Origin of the sequence: Pelosinus sp. IPA-1, from assembly GCF_030269905.1 — a bacterium.
Lineage (GTDB): Bacteria > Bacillota > Negativicutes > DSM-13327 > DSM-13327 > Pelosinus.
Window position 1 is genome coordinate 331,993 of the sequence record NZ_BSVC01000007.1, and the last position, 21,301, is coordinate 353,293.

Annotated in this window: 20 protein-coding genes; 12 read left to right on the forward strand and 8 right to left on the reverse strand. The window is 36.2% G+C overall.

Translation table 11 applies throughout. The features are described from left to right. The first annotated feature begins 186 nt into the window (after positions 1 to 186). Positions 187 to 534 (forward strand): hypothetical protein, encoded by a 348-nt coding sequence (locus QSJ81_RS18750; RefSeq protein WP_285718859.1) that lies wholly within the window; start codon positions 187 to 189, stop codon positions 532 to 534. Between the two features lie 82 nt (positions 535 to 616). Here QSJ81_RS18750 and QSJ81_RS18755 read toward each other — a convergent pair whose 3' ends face one another. Beyond that, complete coding sequence (locus tag QSJ81_RS18755) at positions 617 to 1,411, reverse strand: DUF2971 domain-containing protein (RefSeq protein ID WP_285718860.1); 795 nt, start codon at positions 1,409 to 1,411, stop codon at positions 617 to 619. A 448-nt stretch (positions 1,412 to 1,859) separates the two neighbouring features. On the opposite strand from QSJ81_RS18755, the gene QSJ81_RS18760 reads away from it, so the two are divergent. Beyond that, entirely contained in the window at positions 1,860 to 2,210 is a 351-nt protein-coding gene (locus tag QSJ81_RS18760; RefSeq protein ID WP_285718861.1) for an ASCH domain-containing protein, read from the forward strand. Between the two features lie 55 nt (positions 2,211 to 2,265). Here the strand turns inward: QSJ81_RS18760 and QSJ81_RS18765 are convergent, their stop codons facing one another. Then, entirely contained in the window at positions 2,266 to 2,781 is a 516-nt protein-coding gene (locus QSJ81_RS18765; protein ID WP_285718862.1) for a hypothetical protein, read from the reverse strand. Positions 2,782 to 2,993: 212 nt separating this feature from the next. On the opposite strand from QSJ81_RS18765, the gene QSJ81_RS18770 reads away from it, so the two are divergent. Both QSJ81_RS18770 and QSJ81_RS18775 read left to right on the forward strand, forming a co-directional pair. Continuing rightward, the gene (locus QSJ81_RS18770; RefSeq protein WP_285718863.1) at positions 2,994 to 4,526 is read left to right on the forward strand and encodes a hypothetical protein; all 1,533 of its coding nucleotides are present in this window, start codon (positions 2,994 to 2,996) and stop codon (positions 4,524 to 4,526) included. A gap of 64 nt (positions 4,527 to 4,590) precedes the next feature. Next, a complete protein-coding gene (locus tag QSJ81_RS18775; protein WP_285718864.1) occupies positions 4,591 to 4,947 on the forward strand; it encodes a hypothetical protein in 357 nt (118 codons plus the stop codon). Positions 4,948 to 5,029: 82 nt separating this feature from the next. On the opposite strand, the gene nadE is transcribed toward QSJ81_RS18775, so the two are convergent. Beyond that, positions 5,030 to 6,937: an NAD(+) synthase gene (gene nadE / locus QSJ81_RS18780; protein ID WP_285718865.1), complete on the reverse strand. Its 1,908-nt coding sequence runs from the start codon at positions 6,935 to 6,937 to the stop codon at positions 5,030 to 5,032. Between the two features lie 277 nt (positions 6,938 to 7,214). Here nadE and QSJ81_RS18785 point away from each other — a divergent pair, with 277 nt between their 5' ends. The 5 genes from QSJ81_RS18785 (at position 7,215) to pckA (ending at position 12,193) form a co-directional block, all read left to right on the forward strand. Continuing rightward, entirely contained in the window at positions 7,215 to 7,475 is a 261-nt protein-coding gene (locus QSJ81_RS18785) for a CPF_0552 family protein (RefSeq protein WP_038671439.1), read from the forward strand. Positions 7,476 to 7,687: 212 nt separating this feature from the next. Beyond that, complete coding sequence (gene ybaK, locus QSJ81_RS18790) at positions 7,688 to 8,167, forward strand: Cys-tRNA(Pro) deacylase (protein WP_285718866.1); 480 nt, start codon at positions 7,688 to 7,690, stop codon at positions 8,165 to 8,167. Between the two features lie 34 nt (positions 8,168 to 8,201). Further along, positions 8,202 to 8,855, forward strand: a complete 654-nt coding sequence (locus tag QSJ81_RS18795; RefSeq protein ID WP_285718867.1) for a B3/B4 domain-containing protein — start codon at positions 8,202 to 8,204, stop codon at positions 8,853 to 8,855. A gap of 55 nt (positions 8,856 to 8,910) precedes the next feature. Continuing rightward, positions 8,911 to 10,416, forward strand: coding sequence for a threonine synthase (gene thrC / locus QSJ81_RS18800; protein WP_285718868.1), 1,506 nt, complete (start codon positions 8,911 to 8,913; stop codon positions 10,414 to 10,416). Positions 10,417 to 10,636: 220 nt separating this feature from the next. After that, positions 10,637 to 12,193, forward strand: a complete 1,557-nt coding sequence (pckA, locus tag QSJ81_RS18805; protein ID WP_285718887.1) for a phosphoenolpyruvate carboxykinase (ATP) — start codon at positions 10,637 to 10,639, stop codon at positions 12,191 to 12,193. A gap of 48 nt (positions 12,194 to 12,241) precedes the next feature. Here pckA and ligD (QSJ81_RS18810) read toward each other — a convergent pair whose 3' ends face one another. From ligD (QSJ81_RS18810) to QSJ81_RS18830, 5 genes are all read right to left on the reverse strand, one after another. Beyond that, a complete protein-coding gene (ligD, locus tag QSJ81_RS18810; RefSeq protein ID WP_285718869.1) occupies positions 12,242 to 13,162 on the reverse strand; it encodes a non-homologous end-joining DNA ligase in 921 nt (306 codons plus the stop codon). Next, on the reverse strand, positions 13,155 to 13,973 hold the full coding sequence (gene ku, locus QSJ81_RS18815) for a non-homologous end joining protein Ku (protein ID WP_285718870.1): 819 nt from the start codon (positions 13,971 to 13,973) through the stop codon (positions 13,155 to 13,157). Before ku ends, ligD (QSJ81_RS18810) begins: the two co-directional genes overlap by 8 nt. A 61-nt stretch (positions 13,974 to 14,034) precedes the next feature. Then, complete coding sequence (gene ligD, locus QSJ81_RS18820; protein ID WP_285718871.1) at positions 14,035 to 15,015, reverse strand: non-homologous end-joining DNA ligase; 981 nt, start codon at positions 15,013 to 15,015, stop codon at positions 14,035 to 14,037. An 82-nt stretch (positions 15,016 to 15,097) separates the two neighbouring features. Next, complete coding sequence (gene pepF, locus QSJ81_RS18825; protein WP_285718872.1) at positions 15,098 to 16,981, reverse strand: oligoendopeptidase F; 1,884 nt, start codon at positions 16,979 to 16,981, stop codon at positions 15,098 to 15,100. Positions 16,982 to 17,071: 90 nt separating this feature from the next. Next, on the reverse strand, positions 17,072 to 17,851 hold the full coding sequence (locus QSJ81_RS18830) for an N-acetylmuramoyl-L-alanine amidase family protein (protein ID WP_285718873.1): 780 nt from the start codon (positions 17,849 to 17,851) through the stop codon (positions 17,072 to 17,074). Between the two features lie 146 nt (positions 17,852 to 17,997). Here QSJ81_RS18830 and QSJ81_RS18835 point away from each other — a divergent pair, with 146 nt between their 5' ends. The 3 genes from QSJ81_RS18835 to QSJ81_RS18845 all read left to right on the forward strand — a co-directional run bounded on the left by QSJ81_RS18835 (position 17,998) and on the right by QSJ81_RS18845 (position 20,952). Continuing rightward, positions 17,998 to 19,758, forward strand: a complete 1,761-nt coding sequence (locus tag QSJ81_RS18835; RefSeq protein WP_285718874.1) for a B12-binding domain-containing radical SAM protein — start codon at positions 17,998 to 18,000, stop codon at positions 19,756 to 19,758. 1 nt (position 19,759) lies between these two features. Then, positions 19,760 to 20,701, forward strand: coding sequence for a tRNA modification radical SAM protein MnmL/YtqA (gene mnmL, locus QSJ81_RS18840; protein WP_285718875.1), 942 nt, complete (start codon positions 19,760 to 19,762; stop codon positions 20,699 to 20,701). A 95-nt stretch (positions 20,702 to 20,796) separates the two neighbouring features. Further along, on the forward strand, positions 20,797 to 20,952 hold the full coding sequence (locus QSJ81_RS18845) for a hypothetical protein (RefSeq protein WP_285718876.1): 156 nt from the start codon (positions 20,797 to 20,799) through the stop codon (positions 20,950 to 20,952). Positions 20,953 to 21,301 lie beyond the last annotated feature (349 nt).

A 21,301-nucleotide genomic window follows, 5' to 3' on the forward strand; every position in this document is an offset into this window, starting at 1 on the left:
TTTAATAAGATCTATGTTTTTAATGTCAAACGTCTGAGAAGGCGTTTTTTTTTGCCCAAATTCTACTAAAAATTCTCTGAATAATTGACAGAGATTGGAGGGACAATTGGTTTAGATGGTTTATTAAAACTAGATGACTAATCATACAATATATGGTAGATCATAAAAATAAAGGGAGGAATGTTTGTGGATGGTGTAAGAAATATTATTAATGATTTAGCATCCGTATTTAGTTGGCAGGATAAAAGAGAGCAAGATGAATTAATGGGTTACCTAAACAAATATATGTATTTACCACAATGTCAAAACTTTATTATTAACAATATCCGTAATGTAAAAGACGGAAATACAGAAGAATTAAGGCAAGTTTACCAAGAACTAATACAAAATAATGAATTGGAGCTGGCTCAAAAGATTAGTTTTCTTCTGAATGAAGAGAATGTCATATCAGAAGAGACTTATAAGTTATTAGAGGTATATCTAAGAAGTGAAAAATTTAACAAAGATGTAGAAAGTGTTTTGATGAATCCATGAGTGGTCAAATATAGCCAATTAAAAGATTCCCTAAGCTTTGTGCATAGGGAACTTTTTAATTAAACTATAAACGAATATCTGATTAGCATTTTATAAGTGTTAAACCAAATTCTCGTTCCTTTTTTTGTGCACGAAATAAGTTCGGATGAACCTTCATATCTCTAATAGTTTTAGAGAGCTCATCAAACTCCTTATCTTCCATTTTACAACCAGCTGTAATGGATTGTAGGAGGCTGGGGGAGTAGGCTATGGTTCCGATATAGTTACGATGCATTGCCCGATATTCATTTTCATATTTCCACTCCATAGATTTTGTTCTTAAACAACATAATAAGTCATCAAGCGTATGTCTCACTAATTTAAACTTTGGTAAATGGTTACTATAAGTTACGGGGACTGGTGGAAGAAATGAACACTCCAGATTTTCGTTTGAGGACATTTCATTGGGAATATCAAATTCAAGGCAAAGTCCTGTATGATGATCACCGTAGTGAGACCACATTAAAATAGTAGTAGGGTGATTTGTCGTAAAGCAACAAACTCCAACATTCATCATTTTAGCAGTAATTTTTTCGACGGCAGACTTACGTCCACTTATGGTATGTAAACCTTGCTGTCGTATTAACTGCAATGCTTTTCTTCGTGCTTTTAGTAGAGAAAGGCCTTCCTCTTGCATTATAGTTTCTGTTGTTGTTCTTTTAAGCTCGTCATCGGAGCAATCAATATCAAAAAAGGGACAAAGATCAAAGGGATCGTTAAATTTTTCGGCAGAGTTGAAGTAAAGTAAAGAACGTAGTAAATTTTCGCGAGTATTGCATTTATGGGAATTACCTTCTGCATCAAAAGGGCGCCAAGTAGTATACTTGTATAATTTCATGATAAACATCTCCAACAAGAAGACTGTATTAAGGTAAATAGATTCTCTTTGTCTCTATATTAATTGCCCAAGTTTTTGGCTTGGGCAATTGAGCGGTGTTAATCATTCATCATGTGATGGATAGTTTTAGCTCCAAGATAGACAAGTGCTCCAGTAACTAAAACCATAGTTAATTTTGATCCCATCACGTGGTGCAAATCTTTCATCGTATCGGACCGATTGTGACGCCAATGATAACAAGACATTATTAACACCCCCTTACAATTAGTTTTCCCAATAGATTCTTCGAAATGCAAGAAATAAAAAATAATCTAAAGGAGAAATGTTCATAGTGAAGGTGTTTTATTTGAATAAATTTATATGACATTCATCAGTTTTTCTTTAAAAAAGTAATGAAATGTCATATAATATTGCTATCAACTATAGGGGGCTGAAGGGAGAATACATTATGTTCGCACTAAATTTTTTATCACCACACAACGAAAAATTGCTGATGAATCGCCAAAAAAACGTTACCATCCGCTTAGGTGATATCAAAGAGACCTATCCCGAGAATTCAATAGTTTGGATTACTGTCGGAAAAAAAACGAATAATAAAAGAAAATTGTATCCAGCGATTATTGACAAGGCAATTGTTAAAAAATTCTCCGAACTCACTACTCAGGATTTAAGCCAACAAAACCCTAATATAAAAACAGTCGATGAGCTAATTAGTTTTTTTGAAATAATTTATGAAAGAACTATACATATTGAAGATATGGTCACCGTAATTTACTTTTCTGAAATCATTAATGAATGATAAATTTTAAAAAGAAAAGAAATCCTACTCACTTTCGTGAATAGGATTTCTTTTCTTAAGAGTGGATTGTTTGAAAAATCTCTGTAAGCTGATCACTGATCATAGCTGAGAAAGTATCAACAGCAGATAACGCTTCTGTTCCATCTGGTCTTGTAATTGATTTATCCACAAGATAACTATTAGTTGCAGAGGAGAAGGCTTTTAAGTCAAGGGAGAAATCCAAGGGATGAATGGTAAAGAGCATTACATAATTTACGTGCGCATTACTAGCATATGTAGATAATAAATCAGGAGTAGCTGATGCTGTATTTGTAATGCCGCAGCGTGTAAGGTCTCGTAGCACTGCGTTACCAGACTGTACTTCACTGCCTAAAAACAAAGCATTGATCTTAAAACGGATAACCTCATTAAGTGCTTTATTTAAGAAGTCAGTACCTGGAATGTAGTGTCCAGATGTATCAATATATAAGGCTACTGCAATCATTGCATTATCGTCAGATGATGCCGCTAAACACAGGCTCATATTTAGTAGGAGTATGATAAAAAGGAATACAATCGTTTTTTTAAACATGAAAGCACCTCATCTCACTAATTTCACACGGTTTATATTATAACATATTTTTCTAGTTATAGAAATAGTAATGAATCCTATATTCCTAATCATAGAATTAAGAGGATAATCCCTTGCTTTGTACTGGTTGAGCATTAGGAAAAATGTTATAATAACCTGTAATGTTGAAAAATGGTTTGGAAGCTATGGGTTAAAGGAGATATTTATACTCGATGAAGAAAAATGTATATGATCAGGTACAAGTTTTTTATGATGAAGCAATTGTATGGGAGCCTATTGTTAAACAGGAATGGGTAGAAGGATTTTTACGGCAAAGGGCTTGGCAAGGAATTAACGATGATAAACTTAAAGATTTGTGGTACCAAGTAAAAATCTTTATTCTTTATTTAACTCATTTTAATAATGAAGACCTAGATGAAATTAGCTTATCTGAATATAGCTTTATGATCAAATGGCTATCTGAAAATGTTGTAGGATTTAAAGCAACATTAAAGCCTGTTCGTCACTTTTTTAGTGTTCTTATCGACTTTTATACTTACTTACTCACAAAAAATCTTATTGCGAGTATTGATGAAATTAAACAAGCGGCCCAGGAAATAAGTGGTGGAAAAGTAATAAAACTTATCAATACTCAGTCTACAATTAATGAATTGGCATTATTCGACGGTGATAGGCAAGGTGATGAATTTGATCAAGTGCCTATTGGCATAGTGATTGGTGAAGCAGTCGAAGGTTTAATGCTCAAACTAGGGAAATACTTTCAACAACCGGAGTTTACAGAGGATTTTGAACGTGCCTTATATTTATATACTGGTCCTTTTGAGAATGCTTCTGAGGAAGTGGAAGAAGAGTTTTGGTTAGGTTTTTGGGATTACTTTTTATTCGACTATCATTTACTAGAAAATGATTTAAAACCATTGGAATATTTCCATACAACATGTCGCGAACGTTTAAACGCGGATGAGTATCAAATACTACAAAGTTTATTAGGCTCAAGTTTTACAGTATTCTATATCAAGAGAATATTGAGTCAAGACTTAGTAGAGTGTATTAATTTATTTACGAACGAAGTATTTCAACTACCTACTCCTGACTTTGATTATAAAACATTAAAAAAGCTATTATTTTTTGGGCATATTTTCTCTCAGGGGTTAGTAATGATTAATTATGTAACTAGCATGGAGATTAGCGTAAATCTTAGAAAACGTATAATGGATGAAGTAATTCGGCAAAAAGAAATATTTGCAATTCAAGAGCCTACGGCAACTTTAGAGGACTTTTTTAAACGTCATGCACTTGTCGTTCGCCATACAATAAATATTTTAGTGACTCTTGCAAAAGTAAACGTTACATCAATGAATCAATTGGAGCGTACTTATCCCAAAATTGAAGAGAAGCGAGTGCCTAATAAAATGGTAATTAGTTTATTGCACGACTTGGTATTAGAGCATGGACTTTCCAGTTACGATCAAAGATTACTTGAAAGAATGTGGTATGACTACTGCCAGCTTACTGCTGTTAATGTTCGTAAAGCAACAATTTGGGCAACAGCCCTATTTTTTGCTTATACACAAATTAATGGTGTGAATAATATTATCATTGAGGAACTTGCTGCTAAGGCGGGCATTTCAACTGCAAGTATTTATAAAAAAAGAACTGAATTATATGAGGTACTACAGCTTCAAGCGTTTGATGCACGCTATTTGAGTGAGGACGGATTTGTGGTATCCTTATTTGTAGAGTAATGGTTTATGCTAAGGCAATAAAAGTGTGCTTAAGAAATTCTATACTATGTCAGGAGAGATTATCATGAAGTGTATAGTTTGTGGCAGCGAATTACAATCAGAAACGCAACAATGCCCTACATGCATAGATATGGAACATAAGGTTCAGGTGTTGACTCCAGAGGCTAAGCAGGATTTTGGTGGTATTACGATTGAACAAGAGGGTGAAAAAACAGCAGAAGAATATTCTAATCCCTATAGTGGTTATCATGAAAAACAGCGGATTTATATAAAACATGTAAATTTTGGTACGGGGCAAACAGGGTTGTTTACCAAGATCATGTTGGGCATCATTTTTCTAGGCTTATTAATTGTTGCTCTGCCTATTGCACTTTTCTGTATCACTGCAGTAGGATTATTTTTGTATTTTGTAAAAAGATAAAGTTTGTTTAATTAAAAATAAAAGTCACTCATAAGGAAAGGCTAGAGGTTCCAAGTTTATAACTTAGAATCTCTAGCCTTTTTTATGAGCGATTTTGTAATAGTCTTTCTTTTAACAATTCATAATTCATTGTAAAGTAGGTTCTATTTTGGGCTTCCCGATGATCAAAGCCATAAGCTCGTCTGCTGACGGCTAAAACGGGAGGTGCTTGAATTCTTTTAGCAACCGCCATACCTGTATAGAGTTTCCACCACTTTTCCAGGTCAGTAATAAATTCAACAGGAGTAGGGAAGAGTGTAGCTACAAGTCCTGTCTGGCAGCCTATTTTTTCTTCTAAGATACCTTGTTCATACCATAATAGTATATCTTCCGGAGTTCTACGGTTCCAATGTTCCATGAAGGCTCTAAAAAGATAATCATGATAAGGATAAATAATTGGATCACCTTTTCCTTCATCAACAGACTGTTCAAAAGAAAGTTCAGCACTAGGAACAAGGTCGATGATATCTTGAGGAATTACTTCTTTTTTGTAAATATGACGATTGAGGTACTCTGCTAACTCATAAACTTGGTGTTTCCAAAGATCAGACAACGCCGCTAAAAAACCAGCTTGATCTCCATAGAGAGTAGAATAACCTACCGTCATCTCACTTTTGTTAGCGTTACAAGTAAAACCAGCACCGAAGGCTGCGGCAACACCAGCTAAAATACGAGCTGATCGATCGCGGGCCTGAATGTTTTCGATGACAAAGGGGCTAATGGTTAATTGTTGCTTATCTCCAGTGGAAAGATTTGTAATAGAAGATTTTTTAAGTTGTTCTACGGTATAATCAACAACTTCTTGAATGGGAATGATGGTATATTGGCAACCTAAGTTCTGTGCTAATTTTGCCGATAAGTCTTTTGTCGTTCTGGAATTATATATGCTTGGCATGTTTACTAATAATACATTATCGGGGCCAAGGATTTTTGTATAGATAGCAGCACTTACGGCAGAATCAATTCCTCCTGAGGCACCAATTACTACTTTTCTCATACCAATCGAATCTAGAAAGTGTTTTGTGCCATAAGCAATTCCTTGGTAGATAGTATGAATATCACTATCATCATTAGGAGTTGCGGTTACTGTTTCTATATGTTCAGTGGTAAGATGCAGGTCGACACAGGCTAGTTTAGTGGAAAAGGCTGGACAATATTCAATGATTTCTCCTCTGCGATTGTATACCGTGCTGCAGCCATCAAATGTGTAAATGGTTTTTCCATTATTTTGTATGCCTGTATTATTCACATAAATTAAGGGACAATTTACATTTTTCACTTGGGAAGAAAAAAGACGATTTCGTTTGTTGTTTTTCCCAATGGTATAAGGCGAGCTTGATATATTGATGAAAAAATCAACGGGACCATTCTGGTGAATAGCACCGATGGGTTTCACAGCATAATCATCGCACCAACCATCTTCACAAAGCAAGCAACCAACTTTAAGCTGTTTATTGGCTATATTTAATGTAACAGGTTGTAAAAGTTGGCCTACGTTTTTGCCTAATTCGACTGACAATTTGCGTAAGCTATAAAAGTGGCGTGAATCATCAAACTCTCGATAATTTGGTTGTAATGTTTTAATGCGGTAAGGATAAGGAAAGTTATCATTTCCTAAAAGCTTACCTTGGTGAGCGATAAAGCAAGCGTTATATTTACGTACACGACCATCATCGTTTACCTTATTCCAATCCATTGCAATATTACCAAATACAATACATATGTCGGTGGAAGCATTAATGATTCGTTGACCATACTCTTCACAGTCTTTTAAAAATGTAAGCTGTTCCCAGGTGTCGCCAAGAAAGTAACCTGGAATGGACATTTCAGGGAATATAATCATTTGTGCACATTGTTGGCGAGCTTGTTTTATCATAGTAAGCATGGTTTTTGTATTAATATCAGGTCTGCCAGGGATAATTTCGATTTGTGCAAGAGCTATCTTAAGCAAAGGACGTCACCTCTTTTTTTAGGTTTAAAGATAAACTTATCTAGGGAAAATGTGAGTGCTAGGTATAAAGCTAAAATATAACAATTCTATATTATATAATGATATCCTGCCCCAAAGGGAGAAAAAGATCCTTCTTAGCTTAAGTACATGATAATAGAATTAAGCCACGACAAAATTTTAAAAAATATATATGGGTATACTAAGAAAAAAGCAGGAGTTTTGTATAACAGTTCATAATTTATAGTGTAATGAATATTATGTTTTTAGGAGGATTCTTATGGACAATTATTCAAGTATCATGGCAATCTTTCAGGAAAATAGAGTAGAAACAGCGGTGAAAGTTCAAGATGTCTTAACTAAGTATGGCTGCTATATTAGGGTTAGGCTTGGGCTACATGGAGATGTAACTGAGGGATGTTCTAATAATGGAATGATTCTTTTACAGTTAAAGGGGGAGGAAACTGTCGTAGCGGAGTTGGAACAACATTTAAAGGCGATCCCAAATGTAAAAGTTAAGTATATGGTATTGGACTTTTAGATGAACAAAAGTTTGGTTTTAAAATAGTTTGGTGCTTGCATTTATATAACTTGGTGTAAGCCAAGTTATTTTCGATTTTGTATACTTTGGAAAGTTTATTGACAAGAAGGTTACAAGAATAATATACTATTTGAAATATGCAATTTTTGTTACATAATAGTATAGTAAAAATATAATATAATTGCTCAAAATGAACAAATGAGGGAGATTTCTTGAAGAAAACAAATGTTGCTCGTATTTTAGATGGGCTAAAAATTACCTATGAATTACGTGAATATAAAGTAGATGAAAATGATCTGAGTGCAGAAAATGTAGCAAAAAAAATAGGAGTGCCATTAGAACAAGTTTTCAAAACATTGGTTGTATATGGTGATAAAACAGGAGTATTTATGGCTTGCCTCCCTGGTGGCGCAGAGCTTAATTTAAAAGCTGTGGCTACTGTTAGTGGTAATAAAAAGGTTGATATGGTGCCATTGAAAGATGTTCAGAAGATAACAGGATATATTCGAGGTGGAGTTTCGCCTTTAGGCGCAAAAAAACAGTTTGCGGTTTATGTTGATGCTAGTATGATGAAATGGCCTTATATCTCAATCAGCGCTGGCATACGAGGTTGTCAGATTCTTGTGTCTCCCAGTGATTTGGTGAGCGCCACAAAGGGCGAATTGTGTAATCTTGCCCGTGATATGGTGTAAAATTAACTTTGTATATTTTCAATGGAGGCATATTATGCAGTTTGATATTCAGAAAAATAAAATGCAGTATAGTTCTAATCGTAGTTTAGGTTATCTTGTTATTCGTAATATTGTGGTACAAGGTACACCGCCATCGTTGGCTCAAGAATTTTTTCATTTACAAATTGAAGCAGCTAAATTCTATAATATAGATGAACTGATGGATATTCCACCAATAGTGGGAGTACGGAGTTTAAAAAAAGTAGAGTTTAATCCAGTTCGGCATACTACAGCATCAGAAGAAGTTGTTCGTCGGGTGTTACAACGAAAAGGCGTCCACTATGTAAACAGTGCAGTCGCTGTTGCTAATTACTGTGCGATCAAGTTTTTGTTACCCTTTGGTTTGTATGATTTAGATCAAATTGCGGGAAATGTAAGCTGCCAGCTGGATGTAGAGGAAAATGATAAGAGTAATAGTTCACACAACGTAACGCCACTGTTGGTAGATGACAACGGGATATTTGGTAATCCAATGGCTGATGCGGCTCGTACAGCGGTAACGTTAGCTACGCGTAATATTTTGGTAGTAATATATGCAGATGGGGAAGTAGAAAAAGAAGAGCTCAAAAAGATACTTACTGTAACAAGTGAGATGATGGTTTGTTATAACGGTGGCTCTGTAGAAAAAAAATCAATTCTTGAAGTGTAAATGTGCTGGTCAAGCTAATAGACAAAAAACATTGTTCTAAGAAAGGGAGTTTAGCATGTATAGTAGTACTCGTGGGGAAAATGATAAACTATTGGCGGCGGAAGCCATAAAAAGAGGAATAGCTGCTGATGGTGGCTTATTTGTACCAGATTCAATTCCTAAAGTAGATGAAAAGTGGCTAGCTAATTTAGTGAATTTTGATTATCAAGAGAGAGCATTACACGTATTACGCTTGTTTTTATCTGATTATAGCGAAGAAGAATTAAGGGCTTGCATTACTGCTGCTTACACAACAGATAAGTTTGATGACTCTCGGATTGCACCGATCGTTCCTATTGGAGATCAGACTTCTGTTCTTGAATTATGGCATGGCCCAACAAGTGCTTTTAAAGATATGGCGCTACAAATCCTACCGCAGCTCATGTCACGAGCCCTTCGTAAAACTGGCGAAAAGTCTGAAATTGTAATTTTAACGGCAACATCAGGAGATACAGGTAAGGCTGCTTTAGAGGGGTTTGCCAACGTTGAACAAATTAAAATCATTGTATTTTATCCTGAAGAAGGCGTCAGTCCAATTCAGCGTTTACAGATGGTAACTCAGCTTGGTTCTAACGTTTCTGTTGTAGCTGTGAAGGGGAATTTTGATGACACCCAGACAGGTGTAAAAACCATCTTTAATGATCCTCAATATAATAAGGAGTTAGCAATGAATGGTTTTCAATTATCATCTGCTAATTCAATTAATTGGGGACGATTAGTACCACAAATTGTATATTATTTTAGTGCTTATGCTGATATGCTACGGGATGGTCACCTTAAGTTGGGACAACTCGTAAATTTTGTTGTGCCTACAGGAAATTTTGGTAACTTATTAGCGGCTTATTATGCAAAATTAATGGGACTGCCAATTGGGAAACTGATTTGTGCATCGAATAACAATAATGTACTAACAGAATTTTTGAATACTGGTGTGTATAATAGACAACGGACTTTTCATAAAACCCTATCTCCCTCTATGGATATTTTAATCTCTAGTAATTTGGAACGTTTGTTATATCACATGACCGATGGTAATAGTCAGCAGGTAGGGGAATGGATGGCGCAATTAACCAATAACGGTCATTATCGAGTTGGAGAAAAAGTTCTACAAGATATTAAGAAGACTTTTTGGGCTGATTGGGTAGATGACAAGGGTACTGAAGAGATGATTACAAATGTATTTAGTAAATATAACTATGTAGCAGACCCTCATACAGCCGTAGCTTGGCAAGTGGCAGATCGATATCGTCAACAGACCAAAGATATGACTCCACAAGTTATTGTATCTACAGCTAGCCCTTTTAAGTTTAACGAGAGTGTATTAGCTGCGCTTGCAGGCTCCAATGTTATGAATGGAAAAGATGAATTCTCCATGTTGCATGAATTAGCCAAAGTGAGTGGCTGGCCAGTACCGCCAGCGCTAGCGGCACTGGAGAAGGCAACTATTTATCATAATATTGTTATTGAGAAAGAGGATATGCCTAATATTATAAAGAAGATAATAAATAAGAATAAAGACTAATGAAGCTTTAGATTATATGTTGCAGTCATGTTATTAAAGGCGAGGTTTCCACACCAACGCACAATATAATAATATGACTGTACTTTTTTTATGTGCAGTCACGATTCCCATGTGAAATTTTTTACTAATAGGAATAACAATATATGGAAAAACATATATTGTTATTGATAAAGCATCTTTGTTACGATTGATGGATTATTATATGAAGGGGGAGTACATGATGGACAGCAGTATTATACTAAACGGTGCAAGTAAGGTTCATTGGAATTTAACTTCGTCGGAATTGGTAGAAATTTCCTTAGCAAGAAAAGAAGGCTTATTAACTGCAAACGGTGCACTACGGGTAGCTACAGGAAAATATACGGGGCGTTCTCCTAATGACAAATTTATTGTGGATTCGCCAGCAGTGCATAGTGAAATTTCCTGGGGAAGTAATAAACCTTTTACGGAACAAAAGTTTGAACAGTTGTATAATCGCATGTTAGCATATATGGAAAATCGTGAACTATTTGTATTTGAGGGTTTTGCTGGTGCTGATGAGCAATATCACATAAAGGCAAGATTTTATAATGAGTTTGCCTGGCAGAATTTATTTATTCATCAATTACTAGTACGCCAGGAACTTAATGAAAAAGATTTTCAGCCGGATTTCCAAATTTGTTGTATGCCAGGTTTTAAAGCTGTACCTGAAATCGATGGCACGAATTCAGAGGCCTTTATTATTATTCATTTTGAAAAGAAGATGGTATTAATTGGCGGCACACATTATGCAGGAGAAATGAAAAAATCAATTTTTTCTGTTATGAATTATTTATTGCCCCGACAAGGAATTTTATCAATGCATTGTTCAGCTAATAGGGGGCATAGTGGTGACACGGCATTGTTTTTTGGCTTAAGTGGTACAGGCAAGACGACACTTTCAGCAGATCCACAGCGCCAGCTCATTGGTGACGATGAACATGCGTGGAGTGATCATGGTATTTTTAATATTGAAGGTGGTTGCTATGCAAAATGCATTGGCTTACGCCATGAAACAGAGCCACAAATTTGGGATGCCATACGCTTTGGTGCTGTACTGGAGAATGTGGTTATTGACGAAGATAGAGTAGCTCATTACGATGATCACTCCATAACAGAAAATACAAGGGTTGCTTATCCTGTTGATTTTATACCGAATGCTTTGATTCCAGGAATTGGTGGTCATCCTAAAACAGTAGTCTTTTTAACAGCCGATGCTTTTGGTGTATTGCCACCTATATCTAAGTTAAACAAACAGCAGGCTATGTATCACTTTTTATCTGGTTATACTAGCAAATTGGCTGGTACAGAACGAGGAATTACTAAGCCAGAAGCTACTTTTTCATCTTGTTTTGGGGCACCATTTTTACCTTTATCACCACTAGTTTATGCTAAGTTATTAGGGGAAAAGCTTGATCAGCATGATACCAATGTATTTTTAATCAATACTGGTTGGTCAGGCGGACCTTATGGTGTAGGTAGTCGAATGAAATTGTCTTACACAAGAGCTATGGTTACAGCAGCAATTGAAGGGAAACTTGATAATGTAGAATACGAACTGGATACTATTTTTAATGTTTATATTCCTACGGAATGTCCAGCTGTACCGTCAGAACTTTTGAAGCCAATTCATACGTGGCAAGACAAAGAAGCATACCAGAGTAAGGCCAAGGAACTTGCTCAGTTATTTAATCAAAATATTAAAAAATTTGGAGATTCTATACCAACAGAAATAGTAGAAGCTGGTCCTAAGGTTTGAGTCAACAATAAATAAGAAAAATGATCTGATTAAAATTCAGATCATTTTTTATTTACTGCCAATATTTAGTATTTCTTGTTTAAGTGTAAGAAGGGGGGCAAATAAGTCGCCGATCCTCTGAACTCTTTCCAAAACCTGATCGGTAGTGAAAGATAACTGGGTACTATTTTGTTCTTTGTAGGCTTTTTCTACTTCTTCCCACGTAATAGGAGTAGAAACAGTTGGATATTTTTTTGCCCGTAAAGAGTATACGCAAACTGTTGTCTTATGGTTATCGTTTTGGCTCCAGTCTATGAAAATTTTACCTTTACGCAAGAATTTTCTCATTTTAGAAACAACAAGAGAAGGATATTGTTGTTCTAATAGACGAGCTATTCCATGAGCAAAATCTTTTGTTTGTTTATAGTTGGCAGCTTCCGTATTCAAGGGTACGTAAATTTGTAAGCCCTTAGAACCAGATGTCTTTGGGAAGCTCTGAAGATTATTATCTTCCAAGACTTTCTTTAGTATAAGGGCAACCTCAGCGCATTGTACAATAGTAGCTGGATGACCTGGATCAAGATCGAAGACAAGTAGCGTAGGACGCAAAGTGTCTTCAGCCAGTGACAGGGACGTGTGGAGTTCAATGGCTGCCAAATTAACAGCCCAAATAAGAGAGGCTAAGTCTTGGACTACGCAAAAGTCAATATTTTTGTTCTTGCCTTCACTCCACACGGGGACTGTAGCTACCCAATTTGGGCGGAATGCAGGGCACTGTTTTTGATAGAAAAACTTCGCTTCTGCACCGTTTGGATACCGTTTTAACGTTAAAGGACGACCTATCAGGTGAGGCAAGAGAAAGGGGGCAATGCGACTATAGTAATCAATTACCTGTGCCTTTGTAAAGTTGGTTGATGTATAAAAGATTTTCTCTAGGTTTGAGAGGGTTAGTTGTACATTATCAATTTGAACTAGGGTGTTGTTAGGCATGAGCTTTTTTCCTCCTAGTTTTAGCTGGAGTTTTCTTTTTTAAGGCTGCAAGGCTTGCCTCGAGTGCTGCCATTAAATCAACTACTTTACCACCCTGTTCGGCTGCGGGCTGCTGTGTGATTACTTGTCCTTCTGCTTTGCGTTCAATCATCGATAACATTTTTTCTCTGTATTCATTATGGTATTTTTCTGGTGCAAAGTTACTGGAGAGAGACTCAATTAATTGCAGGGCGATAGTTAATTCTCGCTGATCCGGCTCATTCTCGATACTTGGTAGGTCTTCTAACTCTTTTTGCGGTATTATTTCATCAGAGAAAAACATAGTTGACAGTGTGATTGCATTCTCTGTAGGGCGTATTGCTGCAATATATTGTTTATTACGTAATACAAAATTAGCGATTGCCGTTTTTTGTGATTTCTTCATGGCAAATAGTAACAGAGAGTAGGCCTTTTCCATTCCTTTATCAGGTGTCAGATAATAGGAGTGCTCGAAATAAATAGGGTCAATTTCTTCTAAACGGACAAAATCATCAATTTGAATGCGCCGTGAGCTTTTCGGATAGACGTTTTCAATTTCTTCAGATGATAAAACTACATACTGTTCCGGTGAAATCTCGTAGCCTTTGACAATTTCTTCATTTGGCACTTCACTGCCATCGTTAGCACAAACTCGTTTTAACCGGATACGGCACCCATCACTTTTCCGAAGCTGGTGAAAATGTAATGTTTTCTTTTTTACAGCATTATATAATTTGATAGGTATATTGACTAATCCAAAGCTGATCGAACCGCTCCATACTGGTCTAGGCATATCATGATTCTCCTTTTTATAGACTACATTACTTAAAAGTGAAGTAGTTAATATTGAAAATTTAACTTTCTTTTATTACAAAGGGTGCAGATTTATCGTAACGCAGGCCTTTAAAAGAGGGGTGCCGGAGAGTGTTGTTTGGCGTCCATTCGGTAAATTCAAACTCACCGACTATTTGCGGTTCAACAAAGTTTGTGCCTCTTGGGGAGATATCAGTGGAAAAGGGACTACTATCTCGTTTAAGAGGAGTTAACATAGCTAACAACTTTTGGAGTAGATCTTTAGTGAAACCGGTACCTACCTTACCCGCATAGAGAAACTGTGGTTCTTTATTCTCAGCTTTTGCTTGCTTAGGTGTCATATCATAATAGCCTAATACTAATGAACCGATACCGTCAGATCGTTGACCCTTGCCAGGTAACCAACCACCAATCACGAATTCTTGACGATGGTTATTTTTTATCTTTAACCAATCGTCACTTCGTTTGCCAGGCAAATAATGACTGATAAGTCGTTTGGCTATAATTCCTTCCAAACCTAGATTAGAAACGGCCTTTTGTATTTCTTTTCCATTTCCTAATTGATAAGCTGGAACCTGCAAATTTGTACTAGAAAGTTCTAGTTTATCAAGTATCTGGCGTCGCTCTGTATATGGAAGGTCCATTAAATATTTATTGTTGAGGTAAAGTATATCAAAGGAAATATAAGTTACAGGTATCTCTTGCCTTTTTTTTGTAATGACAATAGAGGAGCTAAGGCCCATTCGATGTTGTAATAAGGAAAAGGATGGACGTCCACTTGTATCTAAGACAATAATTTCCCCATCAAGGATCACTTGTTGTCCGTTCAGTATTGTTCCTAATTCTTGGAGTTCCGGGTATTGGGATGTAATATCTTTTTGATTGCGGCTTCTTAATACAATTTCGTTATTTATATGGTAGAGAATGCAGCGCATGCCATCCCATTTAATTTCGAAACCATATTGATTGTCATCCGTGGGTAGATTACCTTGTTTTGCTAACATAGGTTTTATAAACTGCATCAGTACCCCTCCATTTTCTTAGTATTTTTATATAATTGATTCTCTATACAAAAAAAAGACCGGTTACCCGGCCTTTGATTAGTTACTGTGCTAAAAGTTTTTCCATTTCACCAAGCATAGTGGAGAATTTCTCTAGAGTTATTTCAACAGGCCTTGGTGAAGACATATCAACACCTGCCGCCTTTAAAATATTCAGAGAGTAATCTGACCCACCGCTTTTCAAGAAATTAATATATTTTTCTTGAGCTGTTGGCCCTTCTGATTTTATTTTTTCAGCTAAAGTAGTGGCCGCAGAGTACCCAGTAACATATTGGTACACGTAAAAATCCCAATAAAAGTGTGGAATGCGCGCCCATTCAACATCGACCTCTTTATCAACAACCACATCAGGCCCATAATAGGTTACGTTAAGTTCATGCCATAACGCATCAAGCATATCAGCTGTAATACTTTCGCCTTTTTCTGAAATCTCATAAAGTAACTTTTCAAATTCAGCAAACATAGTCTGGCGGTAGACTGTAGCTCTTACTTGTTCTAAGTATTGATTAATGAGATACATTTTTATCTTTTTATCTGTTGTAGTAGTGAGCATATGGTCTAAAAGTAGTATCTCATTTGTAGTAGATGCTACTTCAGCACAGAAAATAGTATAAGAGGAAGTAGAGTAAGGTTGATTTTCTTGGCTGTAGTAACTATGGATTGCATGCCCCATCTCATGGGCTAAGGTAGAAACATCATCATAGCGGTCGTTGTAATTCAGTAGTACGAAAGGATGTGTTCCGTAATTACCCCAGGAATAAGCCCCAGTTTGTTTTCCTTTGTTTTCGTAAACATCAATCCAGCCTGACGTTATACCTTTATCAAAGATATTAGCATATTCTGAGCCTAAAGGCTTTAGACCAGTAGAAACTAGTTTAACTCCTTCTTCGTAAGGAAGGGGAAGTTTTACATCGCTGACGAGGGGTGTATATAAATCATACATGTGAATTTCTTCTAGATTGAGATATTTTTTCTTCAAGGCTACATAACGGTGAAGAGGAGTAAGATTGTTGTGGACAGTAGAAATTAAATTGTCATATACTTCTGTGGGTACATTGTCGCCTTGTAAAGAGGATTCCAATGTAGAGTTATATTTACGAGTTTTTGCATAAAAAATATTTTTTTTCACATTTCCACTTAGAGTCGAGGCAAAAGTATTTCTAAAGTGATTGTAGGTATTAAACAAATTAATAAAAGCTTGCTGACGAACATTGCGGTCACTTGAGCGGATGAATAAGCTATAACGTCCTTCGCTTAGATCAACCATTTGACCTTGTTCATTAATGGTTTGTGGAAACTCTATATCAGCATGCGCAAGCATGTTGAAGGTATTTTCGGATGCTTGTGTAACGTCGGATAAGCTTGATAAAATAGCTTCTTCGGCAGGTGACAGTACATGCTCTTTTTGTCTAGCGAGGTTAGTAAAGTAAAAACTATATTCTTTTAACCCCGTTTCTTGTTTACGAAATGCAGCTAACGTTTCATCAGGCAGAGCAAGAATTTCAGGCTCAATAAAAGCAGTGGCTGCCCCAGCTTCTGCTAGTAAGGATTCTAGTTTGCCTGTCATGGCTTGGTAGTTGGCATCAGCGGTGTTCTCATCTCGATGCATACGGGCATAGGCGTATAGTTTGCCACCAAGTTTACCGATTTCATCAGTTGCTTTCAAGCAAGCCAATAGATCTTGTGCAGAGTTTTTTAGCGTACCTGCATAGTTGGAAATATGAGACAAGCTATTTTTTAATTTGCTAAAATCTTCTTGCCATAGATCATCGTTTTCATAAATGTCATTTAGATGCCACTTGTACTGTTCAGGGATTTCACTGCGGGCGGGCACTTTAGAAGACTCTTTTGTACTAGAATCTCCGCCGGTATGGCTGCACTGTATAGCGCTGCGTGACAAATGGAAAATGTGCGGTACTATAAACATGGATACACTCCTTTACAAAATAGAGATATAGTTCTATATATTGGCAAAAATAGTTAGGATTCCTGTATAGCATATGGAAAAATATTTTTCTTATACTTTAAAGTAATTAACAATACCTTGAAAGATGCTTTCGGCAATTTTCGATCGACCATCAATACTAGAGAGTAATACCTCTTCTTCAGGATTAGAAATAAAGGCGACTTCAATGAGTATAGCTGTTATCTTGCTATAACGTATAACATAGAAACTTGCAAAGCGAGAAGAGTTATCCTTAGTACCAAGCTCTGCCACTAAATTCTTCTGGACAAGAGAAGCTAGTTTTTTTGATTTGGCATCTCCGTAATGAAATGTAGTTGTACCCATGGCTGTATTGCTGGTAAAGGAATCATTGTGTATACTGATGAATATGTCTGCATTTGCATCCTTGGCAATTTCGACCCTTGCTGCAAGTTCTTCACTGGCAGAAGAATCGGGAAAGGCCACATTTCGGTCGGTGTCGCGAGTGAGTACCACAGTTGCGCCATTGCTTTCTAACATATCCCGTAGAAGTAAGACAATTGCTAAGGTGTTATCTTTTTCCATTGTTTTCGATGGGCCTATGGCACCAGGGTCATTTCCACCATGACCAGCATCGAGACAGATTATTTTTCCTAATAAGCGTTGGCTTTCTGGCTCCTCTATGAGTGGTGCAGGACGATCTAAAGAACTTGGCACAACATAACTTGGAGAATAAATATAAACTAATTCATTGGCTGTATCATAAGTGATGCGCCAATGAAGTGTTTGTGACATGGCTTTTAGTGTCATTAGTAAATCTCGACTAACTCTTACATTAACGGGTACTTTTTGTCCATCTATGACTATCCGCATTATGGCACCTTCCTTTAAAGGTTACTTTTATTTATTGTATTCACAGAACCTTCAGGTGGTGAATCATAGGGCATAGAATGGAAAAGTAGGATAGTAGCATAATAGTGAAAATAATAGATTTTAATACATACGGGGGTGATTGTATAGTGAAAGTTGTTTTAGCGACGTTGAATGCGAAGTATATTCATTCTTCTTTAGCTTTGAAATATTTAAAGGTGGCGTGTGATTCTGTACATTCTGATATAGTGATGAAAGAATATACAATTAATAATGAAGTGCTTGAAATTTTGAGCGATATTTATAGTGAGCAGCCCGATATTATTGGTTTGTCTTGTTATATTTGGAATATCGATATGACGTTGAAATTAGCTGGACTACTGAAGAAAGTGCTACCACGTGTCGTAGTGATCTTAGGTGGACCAGAAGTTTCCTATGATCCTTTAGAAGTTATGCAGAAAAATAGTTTTATCGATTATATAGTCCAAGGCGAGGGGGAAAATACATTTCGGACTTTATTGGCAGCGTTATTATCCCAGACACCTGTTAATACGATTGAAGGTTTATCATTCCGTCATGAGGGAGAAGTAGTGGTAGGTAAACCTCAGATTGTAGGAGATGTAAATACCATACCCTTTCCCTATTGTGAGAAAGATATAGAAGGACTAAAAGATAAAATTATTTATTATGAAAGTGCCCGGGGATGCCCTTTTTCTTGTCAGTACTGTTTATCGAGTGCTACCTTAGGTGTACGATTCTTTAATTTAGAACGAGTCTATAGAGAATTAGAATTTTTTATTAAGCATAATGTTAGGCAAGTTAAATTTGTTGATAGAACCTTTAATGCTCGTAAGGAACATTACTTGCCAATCTTACGTTTTTTAGCGAAACAAGAATGTCGAACTAATTTTCACTTTGAGATTGCGGTTGATCTTTTAGATGAAGAGGTATTAACCTTCCTGCGGGAAGTGCCACTAGGAAGATTTCAATTTGAAATTGGTATTCAATCTACCAACCAACAAACCCTTGATAAAATTTCGCGACATAATAATTGGCCTAAAATTGTTGATCACGTAACCCGTATTGTTTCCTATAATAATATCCATCTACATCTAGATTTGATTATCGGTTTGCCCTATGAAAATGTTACTTTGTTTGGGCAGTCTTTTAATGATGTATATCAACTTCAGCCACATATGTTGCAAATTGGTTTCTTAAAGATGTTAAAAGGTGCTGGAATGCGAAATATTGCTGACCAGTACGGTTATATTTTTGTAGATGATGCGCCCTATGAAGTATTAGCTAATGAATGGTTAACATACGGTGAAGTTAGGAAACTAAAAATACTTGAAGACGTTTTTAATCAAGTATATAATACGGGACGATTTCGCTATACACTAGACTTGCTAATTCGGTTACAAGGGGGCAATGCTTTTCATTTCTATCAGAAACTGTCTGCTTATTGGGAAGAAAAGCAATTACATATAGTTGCACATAGTGCTAAGTCTCTCTATCAATATTTATTGGATTTTTGCCAACTTTACTATTTGGATAAGCTTGCAATATGTCAGGAATTTTTGAAGTTCGATGCGTTAATGAGTGAAAAGGGATCCATTCAGCCGGAATGTCTAACATGGAATCAAGAGTTATGGATGGAGGAAAAAAACGAATTCTGGCGTAACCCCAATATCGCACGTCACTATATTCCTAACTACAGTTTTACAACATGGCGGGATATTAAAAAGAAATATAGGATTGAAGTTTTCTCCATAGATATACTTGAATATGTAAAACAACCAGGTAAGATTGTTGAGAAGGATACCCCTATACTCTTTTCCTATAGTCCGGAAGCAACTATGTACCAATCTATTATAGATCGAGATTTTGGAAAGGTGGAAGGGCGGGATTAATATGCGTTATAATGTTTACTCTGAGTATCTTCGCCAGCGGTATGGTGAGAAAGTTTATAAATTACCTGTTAGCTTACCTGTTACTTGTCCTAACCGTGATGGAAGCTGTGGGGGCGGGGGCTGCGTTTTTTGTGGTGAAATTGGTGCTGGGTATGAAAATTTACCTGCTTCTATGACAGTAGAAATGCAAATTGCTGCCAATCGGATTCATATTGCAGCAAAATATAAGGCGAAAAAGTTTATCCCTTATTTTCAGAACTTTAGTAATACTTATTTACCAGTTGAGCAGCTTGAACAATATATTCATGAAGCTTGCCAGGAAGATGTGGTTAGCATTGCCTTAGCAACTCGTCCCGACTGTGTAAATGATAAGTACCTAGAAATGTTGGCTGAAATTAGCCAATCTAAAAAAGTTGATATCAGTATTGAATTAGGGCTGCAGACAGTAAACTATCATTCTTTGAAAAAAGTAAATCGAGGCCATAGCTTGGCAGAGTTTCTTGATGCGGTGCTACGGATAAAACGGTACAATCTTGAAGTTTGTTCTCATATCATATTGAATTTGCCTTGGGATGATGAACTTGATGTAATTGAAAGTGCTAAAGTTTTGTCAGCCATGGGGGTAGATCAGGTAAAGTTACATGCACTGTATATTGTTAAAGACACAGTTATGGCTGATTGGTATCAAAAGGGTGAGATATCATTAATTACAAAAGAGGAATATGTAGAAAGAGTAGTAACTTTTCTTGAATACTTGCATCCCGAGATTGTCGTCCAACGACTAATCGGTCGTGCGCCAGAGAAAAATACTCTATTTACGAATTGGCAGACCGGTTGGTGGAAAATTCGTGATGAAATTGAGAAGACCTTGCTAGATCGTGATACCTGGCAAGGGAAGCGCTGTAATTACCTGAATGGTAGTGCCGTGCAAAAGTTTCTATAATATTGCTTCCAGCTCTGATTTATTTCTTTACAAGAGTCCATTTCATTGATAGAATAAGTTTTGTGATTTTTAAAATAGAGGTGTAGATTAGAAACATGGAAAAATTAGAATTGTTGTCTCGCATTGAGAAGTTAGCTTCGGTGCTCCACAGTGAGGATCTTGCTAAATATAATTTGGCTCATGAAAGCATAGTAGAAATGCGTCGTGTTTTAGATCAATTGAGTGAAAACTACATTATTAAATATTGTTAAGTCTAATAGGTTGAATGAAGTATATAATTGGCGAGACGTTATTATTGAGATTTAGTATTTAACTCTAACAGATAATAACCATCGCCAGTTATTTTTATCTCCAAGCAATAAAATAATAAAACATTTGACAATGTAGAATCAATTATGATATTATATGTAAGTTGCCTGTGAGCGACAATGTGTTCCTTGAAAACTAAACAATGTAAGTAAGGTTAAAATAAGCCAGATGTGCGGTACTCGTTTGAGTACAAAACAAAGTTAGTCCACTTCGGTGAGATTAACAAAACTAGTTTTTTAAAGAGCCATCAAGGTTCTCTAATATAATTTATTGGAGAGTTTGATCCTGGCT